General features: G+C 65.2%; 15 protein-coding genes. 13 read left to right on the forward strand and 2 right to left on the reverse strand.

Going from position 1 to position 19878, the window contains the following annotated elements:
• The first annotated feature begins 214 nt into the window (after positions 1–214).
• Positions 215–1522, forward strand: coding sequence for an aminotransferase class I/II-fold pyridoxal phosphate-dependent enzyme (locus D3260_RS07355; protein WP_199671404.1), 1308 nt, complete (start codon positions 215–217; stop codon positions 1520–1522).
• Between the two features lie 228 nt (positions 1523–1750).
• Positions 1751–2968 (forward strand): MFS transporter, encoded by a 1218-nt coding sequence (locus D3260_RS07360; protein WP_120097941.1) that lies wholly within the window; start codon positions 1751–1753, stop codon positions 2966–2968.
• Here D3260_RS07360 and D3260_RS07365 read toward each other — a convergent pair.
• Positions 2965–3882 carry a metallophosphoesterase gene (locus D3260_RS07365; protein WP_158583435.1) on the reverse strand — a complete coding sequence of 306 codons (918 nt, stop codon included), beginning with the start codon at positions 3880–3882 and terminating at the stop codon, positions 2965–2967. The two genes, D3260_RS07360 and D3260_RS07365, sit on opposite strands and share 4 nt — an antisense overlap.
• A 144-nt stretch (positions 3883–4026) precedes the next feature.
• Between D3260_RS07365 and D3260_RS07370 the strand changes: the two genes are divergently transcribed.
• The 4 genes from D3260_RS07370 (at position 4027) to D3260_RS07390 (ending at position 9850) form a co-directional block, all read left to right on the forward strand.
• Complete coding sequence (locus D3260_RS07370) at positions 4027–6189, forward strand: TonB-dependent receptor (protein ID WP_158583436.1); 2163 nt, start codon at positions 4027–4029, stop codon at positions 6187–6189.
• Between the two features lie 253 nt (positions 6190–6442).
• Positions 6443–7717, forward strand: a complete 1275-nt coding sequence (locus D3260_RS07375; protein ID WP_120097944.1) for an ATP-binding protein — start codon at positions 6443–6445, stop codon at positions 7715–7717.
• On the forward strand, positions 7714–8283 hold the full coding sequence (locus tag D3260_RS07380; RefSeq protein ID WP_120097945.1) for a response regulator transcription factor: 570 nt from the start codon (positions 7714–7716) through the stop codon (positions 8281–8283). Before D3260_RS07375 ends, D3260_RS07380 begins: the two co-directional genes overlap by 4 nt.
• 340 nt (positions 8284–8623) lie before the next feature.
• Positions 8624–9850, forward strand: coding sequence for a TraB/GumN family protein (locus D3260_RS07390; protein ID WP_120097947.1), 1227 nt, complete (start codon positions 8624–8626; stop codon positions 9848–9850).
• A 573-nt stretch (positions 9851–10423) separates the two neighbouring features.
• On the opposite strand, the gene D3260_RS07395 is transcribed toward D3260_RS07390, so the two are convergent.
• Positions 10424–11416 carry a sugar-binding transcriptional regulator gene (locus tag D3260_RS07395; protein ID WP_120097948.1) on the reverse strand — a complete coding sequence of 331 codons (993 nt, stop codon included), beginning with the start codon at positions 11414–11416 and terminating at the stop codon, positions 10424–10426.
• A 399-nt stretch (positions 11417–11815) separates the two neighbouring features.
• Between D3260_RS07395 and D3260_RS07400 the strand changes: the two genes are divergently transcribed.
• From D3260_RS07400 to D3260_RS07430, 7 genes are all read left to right on the forward strand, one after another.
• On the forward strand, positions 11816–12943 hold the full coding sequence (locus tag D3260_RS07400; RefSeq protein ID WP_120097949.1) for an alcohol dehydrogenase catalytic domain-containing protein: 1128 nt from the start codon (positions 11816–11818) through the stop codon (positions 12941–12943).
• Between the two features lie 192 nt (positions 12944–13135).
• Positions 13136–13759, forward strand: coding sequence for a DUF2291 family protein (locus D3260_RS07405; protein ID WP_120097950.1), 624 nt, complete (start codon positions 13136–13138; stop codon positions 13757–13759).
• Positions 13756–15291, forward strand: a complete 1536-nt coding sequence (locus tag D3260_RS07410; protein WP_120097951.1) for a sugar ABC transporter ATP-binding protein — start codon at positions 13756–13758, stop codon at positions 15289–15291. The genes D3260_RS07405 and D3260_RS07410 overlap by 4 nt, the downstream gene beginning before the upstream one ends.
• A 43-nt stretch (positions 15292–15334) precedes the next feature.
• On the forward strand, positions 15335–16489 hold the full coding sequence (locus D3260_RS07415) for an ABC transporter permease (protein ID WP_120097952.1): 1155 nt from the start codon (positions 15335–15337) through the stop codon (positions 16487–16489).
• A gap of 65 nt (positions 16490–16554) precedes the next feature.
• On the forward strand, positions 16555–17538 hold the full coding sequence (locus D3260_RS07420) for a D-ribose ABC transporter substrate-binding protein (protein ID WP_120097953.1): 984 nt from the start codon (positions 16555–16557) through the stop codon (positions 17536–17538).
• A 63-nt stretch (positions 17539–17601) separates the two neighbouring features.
• On the forward strand, positions 17602–19344 hold the full coding sequence (locus D3260_RS07425) for a dihydroxyacetone kinase family protein (RefSeq protein ID WP_120097954.1): 1743 nt from the start codon (positions 17602–17604) through the stop codon (positions 19342–19344).
• Positions 19341–19820 (forward strand): ribose-5-phosphate isomerase, encoded by a 480-nt coding sequence (locus D3260_RS07430; RefSeq protein ID WP_120097955.1) that lies wholly within the window; start codon positions 19341–19343, stop codon positions 19818–19820. The genes D3260_RS07425 and D3260_RS07430 overlap by 4 nt, the downstream gene beginning before the upstream one ends.
• Positions 19821–19878: the final 58 nt, after the last annotated feature.

A 19878-nucleotide genomic window follows, 5' to 3' on the forward strand; every position in this document is an offset into this window, starting at 1 on the left:
TCCCCGAAAGCCGAATTTCCGTTCGGATTCAAAATAAAAAGATGAAATATCAATCGCGTGATCGCGCCGTTTTCGGCGCTTGTTTATTACTCTGTCTTGATTCGATGTCAGTGGCGCTCGATTGGACTCGGTCGTGAGCGGGCCGGACGTCTGACCGGCCGGTGGTGGTTATAATTGTGGCAATCGCTCTTTAATGTCCTAGGACAATATAATAATGACCTATGACGAAATGCAAATCCAGGGTCGGACAGCGGACGAGATCGTCGCCAGTGTGCGTTCGCTCGTCGCCGCCGGGCGGCTTCGCAGCGGCGATCCGCTGCCGGCGGTCCGACAGCTGGCCCTGACGCTTGGGATCAATCGCAATACGGCGGCGGCGGCTTATCGCCGTCTGAATGAAGTCGGCCTGGCCCGTAGTGCCGGCCGCCGGGGAACCCGTATTTCGCCGCCGCCGTCGCTCGGTGAGCAGGAAGGGGCGAGTGTCGACACCGCGCTCGTGGACTTGGCCGACGGCAATCCCGATCGGGATTGCCTGCCGGATATCAATCGGGTGATCCACGCCTGCGACTTCAAACACTCGCTCTACGGTGAGAGCACGTTCAATTCGGCGCTGCGGCGCTACGCCGCGGCCTGGTTTGACGAGGATTGCCCAGGCGATGCCGATATTCTGGTCACCCACGGTTGTGTCGATGCGATCGAGCGTCTGGCGCAGGCGCGACTGGTGCCGGGCGATCGTGTCGCCGTGGAGGATCCCTGTTTCCTGGGTACCATCAATGCCTTGCGCCTATCGGCGATGCACGCGGTCGGCGTTGCCGTCGATGCTGAAGGCATACAGCCCGAGGCACTTCGCCAGACGCTGCGCGGCGGGGCACGGGCGGTGTTGCTGACCGCGCGTGCCCAGAATCCGACCGGATTCTCGATGAGCCGCGAGCGGGCGGCGGCAATCGCGGCGGTACTAGGCGAGCATCCGGACGTAATGGTGATCGTCGACGATCACTTTGCGCTGCTGGCGAACACGGATTATCACGCCCCTATTCCGTCCACGACGGGCTCGTGGGCGGTTATTCGTTCACTGGCCAAGCCGGTCGGCCCGGATATTCGCGTGGCCTTGCTGGCCTGCGATCGGACGACCGGCGAGCGCCTGCGCACTCGCCTGGCGCCGGGGATGACATGGGTGAGCCATTTTCTGCAGACGCTGGCGATTTCCTGTCTCGAAGACCCGCAAGTCAAGACCCTGCTGGCCGAGTCGAAGATCCAGTACGCCACACGACGAGAAGCGATGCAGGCCGCGCTGCAACACGTCGGTTTTGCATCGCCGTTGACCACCGATGGCCTCAATGTCTGGATCCCGCTGTCTTGCGACCCTAGCGCGGTGGTCAACGCGATGGCCCGTCGCGGCTGGCTCGTGCGGGCCAGTACCGCATTCGAGGTTTCGCAGCAGAGCCGGGCGATCCGGGTCACGACATCGCGTTTGTCGCCCCCCGAAGCCGAGCGTTTTGCCGCCGCGCTCGCTGAGGCGATTTAATGACGGGGCTGCGGTGGCGTACGGCATCGCAACAGCCCGGCAACCGCTGCTGTTGTCCCCGACTTTTGCCGGTTCGGCAGGCTGCCACGTTGTGCCCGAGTGATTGCCCGATATCGGCATGTTGGCTCGACGACGACCAGCAGATTTCGATCGGCGGCTCGGCCCCGCGTCGTTTGGTGCGACCTTCTATAATCGGGTGATGAAACCAGCTCTGACAATGGACCGGCCATGGCCTTGAGCCGTGAGGCGAGGGTCTGGGCGATCGCCGGCGTGGCGTTCGTGGGCGGCGTTGGCGGGGGCGTGGTATTTCCGATCCTGCCGGTGGTGGGGGCCGCGCTCGGCATCAGCGGTGTGATGATCGGGCTGATTCTGTCGATGAACCGCATCACGCGGTTGGCGATGAATCCGGCGACGGGCACGCTCATCGATCGCTTCGGCGCGCGTATGCCGGTGGCGGTCGGGCTGGCGTTGGAAACCGTGGGCACGCTCGCTTATGTGGTCGCGCTCGACTCGCATCTGCCGACGGTCTGGTTCCTGCTCGGTCGGGCGATCTGGGGGATCGGCTCCTCCGGTGTGCTGGTGGGGGCGCTGGCCGCGGCGTTGGCATTGTCCGACGATCGATCGCGCGGCAGGACGACCGCGCGTGTGCGCACCGCCATCAGTATCGGTTTTCCCGCGGGGCTGGTGATCGGCGGTCTGGTGGCCGATCTGGTCTCCGATGCGGCTGCGTTCTGGGTGGCCACGGGGCTGACGTTCGGCGTCGGGCTCTTGGCCCTGGTCGTGATGCCGGATCACGGTGAGCGCCGAGCCGACCGCCCGCCGCCCCCACGCGGCCGCGAGGCCTGGACGACGGTGCTTGCCCTGCCGACCTTACGGATCATCTTCGCGGCCAATGCGCTGTTGTTCTTTTCGTTATCGGGTGTGTTGCTGGCGACCATCGCGCTGATGGTGGACAGCCGGGGGCTATCGGTATTCGGCATGGGCGTACAGGGCAGCGCAGGGCTGTTGATGGCGGTGCTGACCGCGGCCCGGGCGAGCGCGTCGTTGTTGATCGGCCGCCATCTGGACCGCCGTCGCGGGCGCACGGGACTCTTGTTGCCGGCGATGGCGGCGGTCGCGGCCGGTTTCATGATTCTGGGCCTGGCGGCTCACACGCCGGTGGCCGTCGTCGGTCTGGTACTGGCCGGCGCCGGGGCGGGGGGACTGACCATCCCCATGCTCACATTGCTTGGCGACGTGGCACCGGCCGATCTGCACGGTCGAGCCCTGTCGGTCTATCAGTGGTCATCGGATATCGGAGGGGCACTCGGGCCCATGCTGGGTCTGTCGGTCGGCCGTTGGCTGGGCTTCGGGCCGACCTACGCGCTCGTCGGGCTGGCGGTGTTGATGATGGCGTTGCCGCTGCGACGGCTGGTTGCCAGCGAGCAGGCCGGGGGGCGGCGCTAAAGCGCGTCAACCGGCGCCGGGCTGGCCCCGTCGTCCGTTACGGGCAGTGCCTCGCGCGCGACGATATTGCCGTCGGCATCGACCCAGCGGGTTTCTGCTGTGGTCTCGTTTTCGGTGACGTCGAGAGCGATGTGATGACGACGCGCCCCGCCGTTTTCGATGCGTGGAACCCGAGCCGCGTTGATGTACAGCGTGTCGTGGGCAACGGCTGCAGTCCGACGCCAGACGCGGCCATCCTTGCTCAAGTGATGCATGTGCCCGGCGACCACGGCTCGCACGCGATGCCCGGTCGCGCGGGCATGGGTAATCGCCTCGGCCAGATCCACGTCGCCGAAATCGCCGCGTGCGGGGTCGAAATCACAGCCGAAGGGCGCGTCCGGTGTCTCGCCGAGTCCGGCCGGGCCGTTGTGGGCCAGAATCACGATATCGCGGGCGGCCTCATCGATGACACGGCATAACGCCGCGCGGCTGCCGTCCAGATCGGTCACGCCGTGCACACGCGATAGATAATCGCGGAAATACAGTCGGTCGCCGCCCATGGCGTGCGGACGGGCGACGACGAGATCCAGGTTCTCGGCCAGCGGGTGCCGGCTGTAGGCGCCAAGCGTGATCGGGGACAGTGTTTCGGCCAGCCGGGCGACGCGTTCGGGCATGCCGAGTGCTGTCACGCGTTTGAGCCGGGGATGATCGGCCATCTCGGCATAGAGCTGGACGAGGCCGGTGGCGTCGTGATTGCCGGCGATCATGTAGGCCGGCGGCGTGAGCGCGGACAGGGCGCGCGCGATTGGCAGGCTGCCGACAAACCGCGGCAGATCACCGGTCAACAGCAGGGCATCGTAGCCGGCCGTATTGAAAAAACGCGTGTCCTGTTCGTCCCACGCGCCGTGGATATCACCGACGAGTCCGATCTGCATGCCTGTGTTTATACGAGTGCCGGTCGAATGCGTCAAAGCGCGCCCGGCCCGCGCCGCCGAAGGCGCGACATTGTGTCGCATGGGCAGGGTGGGCGCCCGCGGCTAGCCTGTCGCCGCGCACGCAATGCATCGGGGGCGACAGGCATGAAGACAGGCTGGGGTGGATTTCTGTTCGGCGCGGCGGCCGGATTGTGCGGGCCGGGCGCGGCCATGGCACAGGCGCCGGCGGCCGCAGCGCCGAGTTCCGGGGCGACACAGCAACTCGCACCGGTCACGGTGACCGGTCAGCGCGATACGGCGAGCCAGGTCACGCTGCCGCTGGCACCTGAGACGGTCGATACCGCCGCCGCCATGAAAGACGTGCCCGGCGGCGCGGTGAGCAATAACGGCGGGGTGTCCGGGCAGACCCAGTTCCGCGGGCTGTCCGGTTATCGAAACCAGGTGAACATCGACGGCATGGGCATCGCCTCCGGCGGGCCGAACTGGATGGACCCGCCACTGCACTATGCGCCGGCCGCGCTGGTCGACACACTCTCGGTGACGCGCGGTATTCCCTCGGTCGCCGACAGCATCGATGCGATCGGCACGACCATCGATGCCACGACGAAGGGCAGCCGGTTCACCGAGGGCGACAACTATGTATTACACGGCTTTGGCGAATCGACGGTTCGTAGCGTCGACGATGGTTATAGCCTGACCGGGCAGGCCAATCTGTCGAACGACCACAATCGGCTCGGCGTGACGGTGTCCACCGATCAGGCCGGCGGCGAGCGCACCCCCTACGGCGTGCTGCGCGCCAGTGCCTACGACCGCAAGCAGTACGGCCTGAATTTCGGGCATCGCGGGCGGCTCGGTGAGACCTCCGGGTTCGTGCGGGCCCAGCGCACCGGTGATTCCGGCAATCCGGATCTGCCGCTGGATATCGACTTCTTTCATACCTGGCTCGGTGAACTCAAGCAGGATTTCTCGCTCGGTGACTGGCGCATGACCGCCCAGCTCGACGGCAATCACGTCGAGCACCGTATGGACAACTATCTCATGCGCCCGACGCCGGATTTCTCGCCCTTGAACGGGGCGGCGCCGGATCCGCGCTATATCCGCGCGCGAAGCCAGCGTTATGCCACGAAGCTGCACGCGGCACACGACCTGGCGGGCGGCACGTTCAAGGCCGGTTTCGACGGCAGTTGGGCCCAGCACGATGCGTTCGTCGGCAACCCCGACAACCCGATGTTCCGCGTCGATGCCTTCAGCGATATCCGACGGGATACCTACAGCGGCTTTGCCCAGTGGGCCGGCAGGCTGGATACGCCGAGCCAGGGCCTGCTCTCGGATCGCTGGCATGGGGAACTCGGTGTGCGCTATACGCGAGTGCAGACCGCGGCCGGGCCGGGCGGCGTGGCGCCGTCCCTGCCGATGCCGGCACAGCGTCTGGCATCGCGTTTCGCCGATGCCGATCGCGATCAGACCGATAACAACGTGGATGTGGTTGCCAAGCTGGCACGGGACATCGGCCAGCGCTGGCAGGCGAAACTCGCGCTGGCACGCAAGACCCGCTCGCCATACTACCTTGAGCGTTATGCCTATATTCCGCTGGAAGCCTCGGCCGGGGCGGCCGATGGCAACAACGTGATCGGGCGCACCACACTGAATCCCGAGACCGCCTACATGGTGGATCTGGGGCTGGATTTCACCGGCAGCCGGCTGAGCGTGTCGCCAGCGGCTTATTATCACCGCATCAACGACTATATCGATCCGACGCCCTACACCGGTGGCGATGCCGATGTCGCACGGGTTTCCAACGTCAACGGCGACTCGACGCCGCTCCAGTACAGCAACATCGAAGCCGAGATCTATGGTGCGGATATCGACGCGCGCTACGCGCTCACCGACCACTGGCATCTCGACGGTGGCGGCGGTTATACCCGCGGCCGACGAACGGACACTCACGACAGTCTCTATCGCATCGCCCCGGGCAATCTACGGGGCGCCGTATCCTGGCAGTCGGCGCAATGGACGCTGCGGCTGGCCGAGCGCTATGTCTTTGCCCAGCATCACACCGCCGATTATCGACGCGATGCGCGCGTCGATGATCCCGCCACGGGCGGCTATGCCCTGACCGACGTCTCGGCTCGTTATCGGGCCACCGGTAACGCCTGGGTCGAGGTTGGCGTCGAGAATCTGCTGAACCGGGGCTACCGGGATTACATGTCGGGCTTCAATCGGGCCGGTGACAGCGCCGTGCCGGTCGGTGCGCGTCTGCCCGGTGCCGGGCGCAACGCTTATGCCACGCTGCATGTCTCGTTCTAATCATTCACCGGCTCGGGCGGCATCGCCGCCAACAGTGCGACACTAGGGCCTGTTGATGTTCCCTTCGGGTTGGGCCGCCCATGAAAAATCGACGATGGGCGCCCGGCGGCGTTGCGAGCCTTGATCGTGGCACGCCACGATACCGCGACTCGTGCCTTGCCGGACACACGGCGGTCTCTTGACGAAAAGGCGCTCGAACGAAACCTCAACACGCCCTAGTCTCGAACCAGCGGACCGACAGGACATCACGACCGTGCGATACAGCCACGACGGCGCCGGCCATGAAGCCGGGTTTTCGCTACAGCCGGCTTCGGTGATCCGGCTGCTGGCGCGGCTGCGCACGCTGGCCGCGGTATTGCTCGTCGTCGCGATTGCGGCGATGTGGGTTGCCGGCTTTGCGACCGGCGTGGCCGTCTGGTCGTTGCCGGTTGCACTGCTCGTGTTCAATCGCTGGCTGAAGAGTGTCCGCGGGCGGCGCCCGGCCGGCCGTGCTCTGGTCTGGCATCTGCTCTTCGATACGCTCGTGCTGTTCGCCTTCTTCTGGCTGATCGGCGGGGCGACCAACCCGTTCGTCTCGTTGTTCCTGTTGCCGGTGGCCTTTGCCGGTGCCGCGCTTGACCTGCGCCGCGCCGCCGCGGTCACGCTGTGGTCGATCATCTGTTACACGGTCCTGTTGTGGCGTTATCTGGCCCGCGTCGCCGATTCAACGGCTGTGATGGGCTTCGAGCGGCATGTGATCGGCATGTGGGCAATGTTCGTACTCGCCGCCTTGTTGCTGTGCGGGTTTCTGCTGGCGCTGGCCATGCAGGTGCGTGAGCGCGAGCGGGAACTGGCCGAGACGCGCGAGCGCGCCCTGCGCGATGACACGCTCGTCTCGGTGGCGACCGTGGCCGCAGGGGCGGCGCATGCGTTGAATACTCCTCTGTCCACGATTGTCGTGGCCGCCGAGTCGGTCATGGAGCATCCGCGCCTACCGGCCGACGTGCGCGAAGATGTGGTCGCGATCCGCGAGCAGGCCGATGTCGCGGCCGGGGAGCTTCGGGCGCTGGTCGCCGCGCGCGACCCGGCTGCCCAGACCACCACCGATATCGCGCGCTTTCTGGATGGCGTACTGGCGCGCTGGCACACGCGTCGCCCCGAGATCGAGCTCGACACACAGGCCTGGTCGCCGCTGGCCGCCTCGGCTGTCCGTCATGATCCAGCGCTGGCGCAGGCTCTGCACAACCTGCTCGATAACGCCGCCGACGCGGCCCGGGCGGCGGCCCGGCCGCGGCTGCAGCTGGGCCGTCGTGAACAGCATCGTCACATCGAGCTGACGATCGATGATCCCGGGCCGGCGGCAGCCGAGCGCCTGAGCCGGGCCGAACAGCCCTCGACCAAGCCGGATGGGCTGGGACTCGGCCTGCCGCTGGCTCGGGCGAGTCTGGCCCGTCTCGGGGCCTCGCTGGTCTTCGAGGCGACCCCGGACGGGGGCACGCGCACCCGTATCGTGGTGCCGCTCGCGGCGCTGGCGAGCAAGACACGATGAGCGCCTTGCATATTCTGTTGGTCGACGATGACCCGGTCTTCACGCGAACCCTGTCGCGCGCGCTGGCGCGTCTCGGCCACGAGGTCACGGTCGCCGCGAGCCCGGACGCCGCGTTGGCCGAGGTCGTTGCCGTGGACGCGGTCTTCGATGCCGCGATCATCGATCTGCGGCTCGGCGACCGGAGCGGGCTCGCCCTCATTGCGCCGCTGCTGGCCGAGATGCCGGCGCTGCGGATTCTCATGCTGACCGGTTATGCCAGCATCGCCACGGCCATCGAGGCGATCAAGCGCGGGGCGTTCAATTATCTGCCCAAGCCGGCGGGCGCGCGCCAGATCCTGGCCGCACTGGCGCATGACGGGGTCGCTGACGCCGCGCTGGCCACCCATGAAACGCCGACATCGCTGCGACGTCTGGAATGGGAGCATATCCAGCATGTGCTGGCCGAGCATTCTGGCAATGTCTCGGCCACGGCCCGGGCGCTGGGCATGCACCGACGCACGCTGCAGCGCAAACTGGCCAAACGGCCGACGCGGGAAAGCGGCGCGCGTCCGGCCGATGATCCTTGAAACCACCGCGTTGGCATCGAGTCGACGGCGCAGCCCGTCGCGAAGGAGAACGCACATGACAGGCATCATCATTTTCGCGCTGGCCATGGTGCCGTTCATCGGCCTGCTGGCCTGGTTGGGTTACCGGATTCTCGGCAGCGATCGCGATTGATCCGGGTCGCGCTTTTCGGGCGGCCGATCATCGGCATGCTCGAAACGCCGTGGCGCATCGAGCCGGCCCGACGCGCGGTGCGACGGGGCACGTGTTCGCTTGCCGGCGTGGACGCTGATCGTCGCAGGGGCGACAATCGGCGCTCGCTGCGGCTCGGGGCCGCAACGCTTCATTGCCGGTGAATCAGTTATGTCCGAGTCTTCGCACCAGAGCCCGTCGACCGATACGAGTGCGGTTGAAGCCGGCCCGCGTCGCGTGGTCGAGCGCGGTGAGCGACGCTTCGTCCTGCTCGGCACCGCGCATGTTTCGCGAGCGAGTGCCGACGAAGTGCGTACCGAGATCGAGACCGGCGACTACGACCGGGTCGCGATCGAGCTTTGCGACGCCCGACACACCGCCCTGACGCGCCAGGCCGAAATGGCCGATATGGACCTGTTCGCCGTGATCCGGAATGGACAGGCCGGCATGGTCGCGGCCAGCCTCGCGCTTGGCGCCTATCAGCAACGCCTGGCCGACCAGTTCGGCATCGAGCCCGGCGCCGAGATGCGGGCGGCCATCGAGGCCTGCGAGGCACGTCAGACCCCGCTCGTGCTCGTCGATCGCAATATCGGCATCACGCTCAAGCGCGTCTATCGCAAGATTCCCTGGTGGCAACGGGCCACGGTGCTCACCGGCCTGGCCACGAGCCTGGTGTCGTCCGACAAGATCAGCGAGGACGATATCGAGAAGCTCAAGGAAGGGGACATGCTCGAGTCCACTTTCAACGATTTCGCTGCCGAATCCGCGCATATGCATGCCGCCCTGATCGACGAGCGCGATCAGTACATGGCTGCGAAGCTGCTCAGCGACGCTGAAACGCCCGGCACGACGCTGGTCGTGGTCGGGGCCGGCCACCTCAAGGGGCTAGCCGGTTATCTCGAGGCCGGCATGGCCGATCCGGCCGATCGGGTGGCAGCCCTGGATGCCGTGCCGCCGGGCGCGCGCTGGGTGAAATGGATCCCCTGGATCGTGGTCGCGCTGGTAGTGGCCGGCTTCGCGCTCGGTTTCTCGCGCAGCACGGGCCTCGGTCAACAGATGGTCGTGGAATGGATCGTGATCAACGGCGCCCTGTCCGCGCTGGGGACGGCGATCGCGCTCGGGCATCCGTTGTCCATCGTGGCCGCGTTCATCGGCGCCCCGATCACCTCGCTCAACCCCACCATCGGCGCCGGCATGGTCGTGGCCGCGGTGGAGCTGATGATGCGAAAGCCGCGGGTTGGTGATTTCGCCACGCTCAAATCCGATGTGACTCGCATCCGTGGCTGGTGGCGCAATCGGGTCTCCCGCACGCTGCTCGTCTTTCTCGGCGCTACGCTGGGTTCGGCGCTCGGCACGTATATCGCCGGCTTCCGCATCATCGGGCAACTGGTCGGCTAGGAGCTGTTATTGATCCGGCACCCAAACAGCTGACGACGTCAGCTGTTTTCAACGCCATCGAAAGAAACGCCGGGACTTGTCCATCTTTTTATTTTCAATGGCTTCGCGGCCGTTGGCCGTGGCGCGCGTGCTGTCGCACACGCGCGTTATTAACCCGAAAATCATCTATTTTTATGCCGGATTAATAACACTTCGCACGTGACCGCATTACCGGTTTTGGGCACAACCCGACGGGACGGCGATCATTTTTGCGCAATCGGCGTTGTCGTTCGCCACGGTAGAATGATGGCCGTACGCGCCCGATGCCTTGTCTTGCAAAAAAATGAGCGCCGGCGCGGCGCACGCGACAAGTGTGAACAGGCCCTGGCGCGTCCGTATCTCGGTCTGGGGCCGGGATGAGTACCGAGACGACCCCGCTGGCCGCCGGATGCTCGCGACAGTGGGCGTCCGGGCCGGGCAGGCGCGTCATCGACCGGTCGTGCTTTGCCGATGATTGAACCTTGTCATCGAATCGCCCACCGAGCGACGCGGCACGATCCAGACGCGCCCCCTGGCTTACCTGATGGCGCTGCTCTAATCGGTTGGCAAGCGGTCGCCGGCGTTCTGACGCATGCTGTCCGAGGCCTGGGCCAGACCGAGCACGGTCTGGGCGATTGACTGGGTCGTGGCCAGCGTGTCGATGGCGCCCGTGCGCAGGGCGCCGAGGATGCCGTTGACCTTGGTCGGCTCGCTGGCCGTGGCGATCACGTCCGGGATCTGGCGCAGATGATCGATGGTCAGGCCGATCACGCGGCCAACCATGGGCGTGTGGGCGAGATTGCCGTCTATATCGATGAAATCGTAGCCCATGATGTCGCCGACCACGCCAAGCTGACGCACGGCGTTGATCTCTTCGTTCGTGAACCAGCCGGTGCGCACCATGTTGCTGTCTTCGAGGATATCGCCGACGCCGACCACGGCGACATCGGCTTGCTGGGCCTGTGCCAGGGAATGGCGCACCGTGTCGTTGGCCACCAGGGCATTGCGCGTGGCCTGATCGGCGACGATGGCCGGGGCATAGAGGGTGACGCTTTCGCCGCCGAAACGTTGGGCCAGACGACGACAGATCTGGTCCGCATTCATCGCGTCACCGCCGCGATAGGAGCCGCCGATGGCACAGACGAATGTGCACTGGCGTTGCTGGTCCGAGACCACCTGGGCGGGCACGGTGGCGACGTTGCGCCCCATGCCGACCGCGACCACGCTCGTGTCATGCAGCGCTCGATCAAGATAGCGCGCCACAAGTCCGGCGAGCAGTTCGCGCTGACGGTCCGGATCGCGATGATCGACTGAAATGATCGCCCGCTTGATGCCAAAGCGCTGGATCAGGGCCTGTTCCAGTGCCGCGGTCTTGTCCGGTGGATGGGACAGGCGGACGCAGATCTCGACAATGCCCTCCGAGACGGCGCGCTTGAGCAGGCGCCCGACCTTCACGCGCGAGATGTCGAAACGCTGGGCCAGCTCTTCCTGAGTCAGGCCATCGATATGGTAGAGCTTGGCAAGCTGTGTCAGTTCGTCGGAAGACATGATGAATCGTCGCTCCGGTTAGGCCTTTTCAGGGGGCGCGCCGGTGTTCATCGCAGTACGAGCACCGAATGAACGTTCGGACAGAAGGCGTGCACGTGATCATCGCCGTGGATGTTACGTCGGTTGGCCTTTTTGTCTAGTACAGCGTCCGGTAATTGTATTAGACGATCGGATAATCCCCTTAATGGCGGGCATTTATGGCTCATACGAAAGTCTAGGTCTGAAAAGCCCCTCGACGCGTTGACCGTCCCACAGGGCCGGCCTACTATCGTTTGGACTTAAACAAATGAATACCGAATGATCATATGTTCACTCGGTGTTCGCGATCAGAACGGCCTTCAGCGCTCGTGCGTGAACAAATGTCCGGGCCAGCCGTTGCCAATGCCAAGGAGCCGCGCCATGTCCGATGTGATCGATCGTCCCGCAGCCGATACCCCCGCCGGTGATATTCCCAAGACCATGCAGGCCGTCGTCTGCTATGCGCCGGGCGACTATCGTCTCGAGGAAGTCGAAGTCCCGACCCCGGGGCCGGGCGAGATTCTGTGCCGCGTGGAGTTGGTCGGCATCTGCATGTCGGATGTGAAGACTTATCACGGCGCGCCGTCCTTCTGGGGTGACGATACCCAGCCGCGTTACGTGAAGCCGCCGATGATTCCCGGCCACGAGTTCATCTGTCGTGTGGTCGCGCTCGGTGAAGGCGCCGGTGAGGCCAAGAATGTGGCGGTCGGCGACCGGGTCATCTCCGAGCAGATCGTGCCCTGCTGGGATTGCCGTTTCTGCAACCGCGGCCAGTACTGGATGTGCGACAAGCACGACCTGTACGGCTTCCAGTCGAACGTCAACGGCGCGTTTGCCCAGTACATGATCTTCACCAAGGAAGGCATCGTGCATCAGGTGCCCGACCACGTGCCGGCCGAGGAGGCGGTGCTGGTCGAGCCGCTGGCCTGTTCGCTGCACGCCGCCGACCGCGCCCAGGTCACGCCCGACGACGTGGTCGTGGTCGCCGGTGCCGGCACGCTGGGGCTTGGCATCATCGGCCAGATCGCGATGCAGAGCCCGAAGAAACTGATCGTGCTCGACATGAAGCCGGACCGCGTGAAGTTCGCCAAGCAGATGGGGGCCCACGAGGTCTGGAACCCGGCCGAGGTGGATGTCTATGAAAAGATCCGCGAGATCACTGACGGCTACGGCTGCGACATCTACGTGGAAGCGACCGGCCATCACGCGGCGGTCAATCAGGGCATCCACATGCTGCGCAAGCTCGGTCGTTTCGTGGAGTTCTCGGTCTTCGGCAGCGAGGTCACCCTGGACTGGTCGATCATCAGCGACCGCAAGGAACTGGACGTGCTGGGCTCGCATCTGGGGCCCTATACCTATCCGCGTGCCATTGAATTCGTCGCCAGCCGCAAGATCGACATGCGCGGCGTGGTCACTCACACCTATCCGATGTCCAAGTTCCATGAAGCACTGGAAGTGATGGAACGGGGCGAGGCGTCCATGAAGGTCGCGATCGACCCGCACAGCTGATGTGGCCGGGCCGGGCGACGAGGGCGCCCGGCCGAACGAATCACCAGACTAGCCAGGGCGTGCTTTCCGGGGTCGAAGCCGGAACGCGCCCCGCCGGGTTCTCGAACCCGGTGCCTTTTTCGAAAGGTTCCGCGACAAGGGCCGGGAGAAACACGCATGACATCGGCAACCCGCAACACTGGATCCCCGGGCATGTCATCGACCACCAAGACCGGCATCTGGGTCGGCGTCGTGGTCGTGCTGCTCGTGGCAATGGGCCTGGATACCAAGGTCGTGCCCGACGGCGCCGATATCGGGGCCGGGGCAGAACAGTTCTCGCCCGAACAATACGGCAAGAGCGAATTCCCGAGAATCCAGGGCAAGATCAGCGGCCGTGCCGCACCGGCGGCCGAGCTGGTCAGTGCCCTGTCCGACGATAAGGATGCCGCGACTGAAAAGTACGGCGTGGCCGGAGCGATCGGACCGGTGCTGTCGGTCAAGTTCCAGGGCCAGGTCGCCTCGTGCGATTCGGGGATCTGCACCGTGGATGTGCCGGATGTCCCGGATTCGCAGACGATCCGGGTCCAGGTCGGCCCGGCGATCAATGGCACCGCGCTGCGTGACGGCGTGGGGGATATCAGCTTCGGCGACTTCAAGAACCAGATCGAGTATCAGAACGCGGCGTCGGGCATCAACAACGCCATGAAGCAGGAAGTGCTCGCCGACGTGAACCGTGATGCGCTCGAAGGCAAGACGGTGGATGTCACCGGTGTCTTCCAGCTGATCATCGACAACAACTGGCTGGTGACGCCGGTCAAGTTCAGCGTGTCGTCATGAGCGATCTCGCCCGGGAACAGAACCAGCCCGTGCCGGTGCTCTCCGCGCGCGATATCGTCAAGAACTACGGCGGCGTGCGAGCGCTCAAGGGCGTGGATTTCGATATCTACCCCGGTACCGTCACCACGCTGTTCGGCGAGAACGGTGCCGGCAAGTCGACGTTGATGAAGATCCTGTCGGGCGTGGAGCGTCCGACCGACGGCCAGCTCATTCTCGACGGCGAGTCGGTTACATTCACCTCGACGGTCGATGCGCGAGACCGCGGTATTTCAATCATCCATCAGGAGTTGTCGCTGTCGCCCAACATGAGCGTGCGCGACAACATCTTCATGGGCCGCGAGATCGTGCGGGCCGGGCGCGTCGATTACGCCGAGGAAGCCCGCCAGGCCGCAGCGCTCATGGCCGAGCTCGAGGAAGACATCGATCCGCTGACGCCGGTCGGTGAACTGCGGGTCGGCCAGCAGCAGATCGTCGAGATCGCTCGGGCGCTGTCGGTCAACTCGCGGATTCTGATCATGGACGAGCCGACCTCGGCGCTGTCGGCGTCCGAGATCGAGGTGCTGTTCAAGGTCATCCATGACCTCACCGATCGCGGCGTGGCCATCGTCTATATCTCGCATCATCTCGAGGAAGCGCTCGAGATCACGGACTATGCGGTGGTGCTGCGTGACGGGGCGATGACCGCCAAGGAGACACGAGATCAGATCGACCTGCCGTGGATCGTCCGTCACATGGTCGGCGATCACTTCGATCTGGGCTCGCCACCGGAAGGCTATACCTTCGGCGAGACCGCGTTGTCGGTCCAGTCGTTGACCGTGCCCGATGCCAGCGCGACCGGCCGGGCCGCGGTCGATGATCTGTCGCTGGAGGTCGCCGCCGGGGAGATCGTGTGTATCTACGGACTCATGGGGGCCGGGCGGACGGAGCTGCTCGAGGCACTGGCCGGCGGCTCGGCCATCGAGCGTGGCCGGATCCTGCTCGACGGGCGGGATATCTCGCGCGACTCGATCGCCCAGCGGATTGCCGCCGGGCTGTGTCTCGTGCCCGAGGACCGACAGCGCGATGGGCTCGTCCAGAGCATGACGGTCGGGCGCAATATGTCGCTGGCCAGTATTTCCGAGTTCGTGCGCAACCTGTTTCTGTCCTCTCGCGACGAGCGTTCGATCGTGGACGATTCGATCCGCGACGTGCACGTCAAGACCGATGGCCCGGACGCCATGATCGGCTCGTTGTCCGGCGGCAACCAGCAGAAGGTCGTCATCGGCAAGATGATGTCGACGCACCCGAAGGTGATTCTGCTGGACGAGCCGTCGCGCGGCATCGACATCGGCGCCAAGGCCGAAGTCTTCAAACTGCTCTCCGAGCGGGCCAAGCAGGGTGTGGCCGTCGTCTATTCGACCTCGGAAGTCAGCGAATGTCTGTCGATCGCGCATCGCATCATCGTGATGGGGCGCGGGCGCATCGTGGCCGAATTCGGGCCCGACGTCTCCAAGGAACAGATCATGGCGGCCTCCGGCGAATCCGCCGACTGACGGCGACGTCCGGCCCCAAGTAACCGACCAGGAATTACCAACAATGAGCGAAACCAGCGCAAGCACGAGGCAGGCGGGCTCGTCCCGCGGCGGTCTGTTGTCCGGCGGGATCGATCCGCTGGCGCTACTGCTGGAAGGCCGGGCGTTCTTCGGCCTCGTGGCTATCATCATCGTGTTCTCCGTGTTGTCGCCGAACTATCTGACGGTCGACAACGTGCTGACCATGACCTCGCATGTGGCGATCTTCGGTCTGCTCGGCATGGGCATGCTGCTGGTCATCCTGACCGGCGGCATCGATCTGTCGGTGGGCTCGACGCTCGGTCTGTGTGGCGTCATGACCGGCTATTTCATTCACGGCATCGATCTCGGGCCGCTGGGCTACACGCTCTATCCCTCGATCTGGGTGGTCTTTCTGCTCGTCTGCGGCGTCGGCGCCCTGGTGGGTCTGATCAACGGCGTGCTCGTGGCCTATTTCCGCGTGCCGTCGTTCGTGGCCACGCTCGGTGCCCTGTATGCCGTGCGCGGCGTGGCCCTGCTGATCACCAACGGGCTGACCTACAACAACCTCAGCGGCAAGCCCGAACTCGGCAATACCGGGCTGGACTGGCTCGGCTTCAATCAGATTCTGGATGTGCCGGTCGGCATCATCATCATGGCCGTCGTGGCCGTGATCCTGGCCGTCACGCTCAATCGCACCGCCTTCGGCCGCTGGCTGTACGCCACCGGTGGCAATGCCCGTGCCGCGCGTCTGTCGGGCGTGCCGACCAAGCGGGTCACCGTGCTGGTCTTCGTGCTGTCGGGCGTCTGTGCAGCGATTGCCGGCATGGTCCTGACCTCGCAGCTGACCTCGGCCGGGCCCACGGCCGGTACGACCTACGAGCTGACCGCGATCGCCACCGTGGTGATCGGCGGCGCGGCGCTGGCCGGCGGTGTCGGCACCGTGCGCGGCACCCTGCTGGGCGCCTTCGTGATCGGTTTCCTGTCCGACGGTCTGGTCATCGTCGGCGTGTCGAACTACTGGCAGATGGTGTTCACGGGTGTGGTGATCGTGCTCGCCGTGCTGTTGAACTCGATCGATTACAAGAGTCGTCGCGGCCAGAAAAACAAGTCCGGCGGCGATAACAACAAGCCGGCCGCATCGACGGCAACCACTGAAAAGTCCTCGTCGGTCGGAGCGTCGACGAGCGCCGGGGCGTAATCCGAACGCGCCGGGCAATACACGCTCTGCAAGAAAAACGCGACTCACGCGACAAGGAGATAAGCATGCTACGCAAGAAACTGGCTACCGCGGCCGCCGCTGCCGTGCTCGGGATGACGGCCTTCGCCGGTATCTCGACTGCATCGGCTGCCGACAACGGCAAGTTGATGACGATCATCGTCAACAACCCGTCGAACCCGTACTGGCAGACCGAAGGCAACGTGGCCGCCAAGCAGGCCAAGAAGCTGGGCTACAAGGCCAACGTGGTCGCCCACAACGGGGACACCAACACCGAACGCAACCAGATCGATACGGCCATCACCAACCACTCGGCGGCCATCATTCTCGATCCGGCCAACGCCGACGGCTCGATCGGTTCGGTCAAGAAGGCGGTTCAGGCTGATATTCCGGTCATCATCGTCAACGCGGAGATCAACCAGCAGGGGCTGGCCAAGGCACAGCTGGTTTCGAACAACGCCCAGGGCGCGGCCCTCGGTGCCCAGCAGTGGATCAAGGCGATGGGCACGACCGATGCCAAGTACGCCGAACTCAAGGGCCCGCCGTCCGACAATAACGCCGCCACGCGTGCCAATGGCTACAAGACGGTGCTGTCGCAGTATCCGGGCCTGAAGCAGGTCGCCTCGCAGGTTGCCAGCTGGGACCGCACGGAAGGCCACAACAAGATGCAGGGCATGCTGCAGGCCAACCCGGGCATCCAGGGCGTGATCTCGGGTAACGACGACATGGCGCTCGGTGCCATCTCGGCGCTCAAGGAAGCCGGCAAGCTCGACCAGATCACGGTCGGCGGCTTCGACGGCTCGCCCGCGGCCATCGACGCCATCAAGAAGGGCGATCTGGCCTACACCGTGCTGCAGCCGGTCGCGGTCTTCGCCAAGAAGGCGGTCCAGGAAGCCGATCACTACATCAAGAACGGCAACACCGGCGTCAAGAACGAAAAGCAGCTGTTCGACTGCATCCTGATCACCAAGGACAACGTCGATCAGTATGTGGCGCCGTTCACGCTGTCCAGCATGACCGACAAGTCGTAAGCGCGACGCATTCGCCACGGACCACGCGGGCCCAGACGGCCCGCGTTTTTTCTGGAGACACCCATGAGTTACCTCGTCAACAACCCCGCCGATTTCGTCGATGAATCGATCGACGGTTTCGTCGCTGCCAACCACGATCTCGTCCGCCGGGTGCCGGGCGGCGTCGTTCGCGCGACGCGCACGCGCCCCGGCGAAGTGGCGGTGGTCATCGGCGGCGGCTCGGGGCACTATCCCGCCTTTGCCGGCCTGGTCGGTCAGGGGCTCGCCCACGGTGCGGCCATGGGCAACGTGTTCGCTTCGCCGTCTGCCCAGCAGATCTATTCCGTGGCCAAGGCCGCGGCCTCGGATGCCGGCGTCATCCTGTCGTTCGGCAACTACGCCGGCGACGTCCTGAACTTCGGCATCGCCGCGGAGCGCCTCAATGCCGAAGGCATCACCTGTCGTTGTCTGGCGGTGACCGACGATATCTGCAGCGGCCCGGCCGAGGATCCGGCGCAGCGTCGTGGCATCGCCGGTGACCTGATGGTCTTCCGGGCGCTTTCGATCGCGGCCGAGCGCGGCGATTCCTTCGACGAGGTCTATGCCTTTGGCGAGCGCGCCAACGATCTGACGCGTTCCTTCGGGGTCGCGTTCTCGGGCTGCACGCTGCCCGGTGCGTCGGAGCCGTTGTTCACGGTCCCGGCCGGGCGCATGGGGGTCGGCATGGGCATCCACGGCGAGCAGGGCATCGAGGAAGTCGACCTGCCGCGTGCCGACGAGCTGGGGATGATGCTTGTCGATCGTCTGCTCGGCGAACGACCCGGCGAGCCGGGCAAGGCTGCCTCGCCGCGCGTCGGTGTGATGCTCAACGGGCTTGGCGCGGTCAAGTACGAGGAACTGTTCGTTCTCTACAAGAGTGTCTCCAAGCGGCTCGAAGCCGCGGGCCTGACCATCGTCAACCCCGAGGTCGGCGAGCTGGTGACCAGTTTCGAGATGGCCGGCGTGTCGCTGACGCTGTTCTGGCTGGACGCCGAGATGGAAGCGGTGTGGACCGCCGCGGCGATCACCCCGGCCTACACGCGTAGCGAGGCGATCGCGACCGGTACGCCGCGCGACGATTCCGATATCGAGGCCGCGGTCGACGACAGCGCGCCCGAGGCCAGCGCCGAGTCCAAGGCTGACGCACAAGGCATGCTGGCCGTCATCGAAGCCATTCACGCCAAGATCGATGTCGAGGCCGACGGGCTCGGCAAGCTGGATGCGATCTCCGGGGACGGTGATCACGGCATCGGCATGCAGACCGGCGCATCGGCGGCTTTGGCCGCGGCGCGCCGCGCGGTTGAAAAAGGCTGCGGCGCCGGCAGTGTCCTGTCGCGAGCCGGTGATGCCTGGGCCAACGAAGCCGGGGGGACCTCGGGCGCCTTGTGGGGCCTCGGCCTGCGGCGCGTCGGTGAGTGCATCGGCGATGCCGAACATGCCAAGGCACCTGTGGTGGCCGACGGTGTGGCCGAAGCCACGGACGCGATCACGCGCCTCGGCGGCGCCAGCCTGGGTGACAAGACTCTGTTCGATGCCATGAAGCCGTTTGCCGATGCCCTGAGCGCGGAAGTCGAGACCGGCAAGCCGCTGCGCGAGGCCTGGCGGCAGGCCGCCGAAGTCTCCGAGCAGTCGGCCGAGGCGACGGCCAAGCTCGAACCGAAGCTGGGCCGGGCCAAAAATCACAGCGACAAGAGCGTCGGCCATCCCGACCCTGGTGCGATTTCGTTCGCCATGATCGTGAACGCGATCGCCGATACCCTGGATTCTCTGCATGAGGACGCATCATGAGCGATAAACTCCGAATCATCATCGGCTCCGACGACGCCGGTTATCAGTACAAGGAAGCCCTCAAGGCCGACATGCAAGCCAGCGAGTACGTGGCTTCCGTTGAAGACATGGGCGTGGACGAAGCTGCCAAGACGCCGTATCCGACCGTGGCCATCGCCGCGGCACAGAAGATCGCTGCCGGTGAAGCCGACCGGGCACTGTTGATCTGCGGCACCGGCCTCGGCGTGGCCATTTCGGCCAACAAGGTCGAAGGCATCCGCGCGGTCACCGCCCACGACGGTTATTCCGTCGAGCGCGGCGTGTTGTCCAACAATGCCCAGGTGCTGTGCTTCGGCCAGCGCGTCGTGGGCCTGGAACTGGCCCGCAAGCTGGCCCGGGAATGGCTGACCTATCGTTTCGACGAGAACTCCTCGTCGGCCTCGAAGGTCGCGGTGATCGAGCAGTACGAGAAGACCGGCGACCACAGCCCGGTCTGATCGCCGCGTTCGCACGACCCGGTCCGGCTGTGTTTCGGCCGGGTCGATGCGCATAATA

It is taken from the genome of Salinisphaera sp. Q1T1-3, from assembly GCF_003602005.1.
Taxonomy (GTDB): domain Bacteria; phylum Pseudomonadota; class Gammaproteobacteria; order Nevskiales; family Salinisphaeraceae; genus Salinisphaera.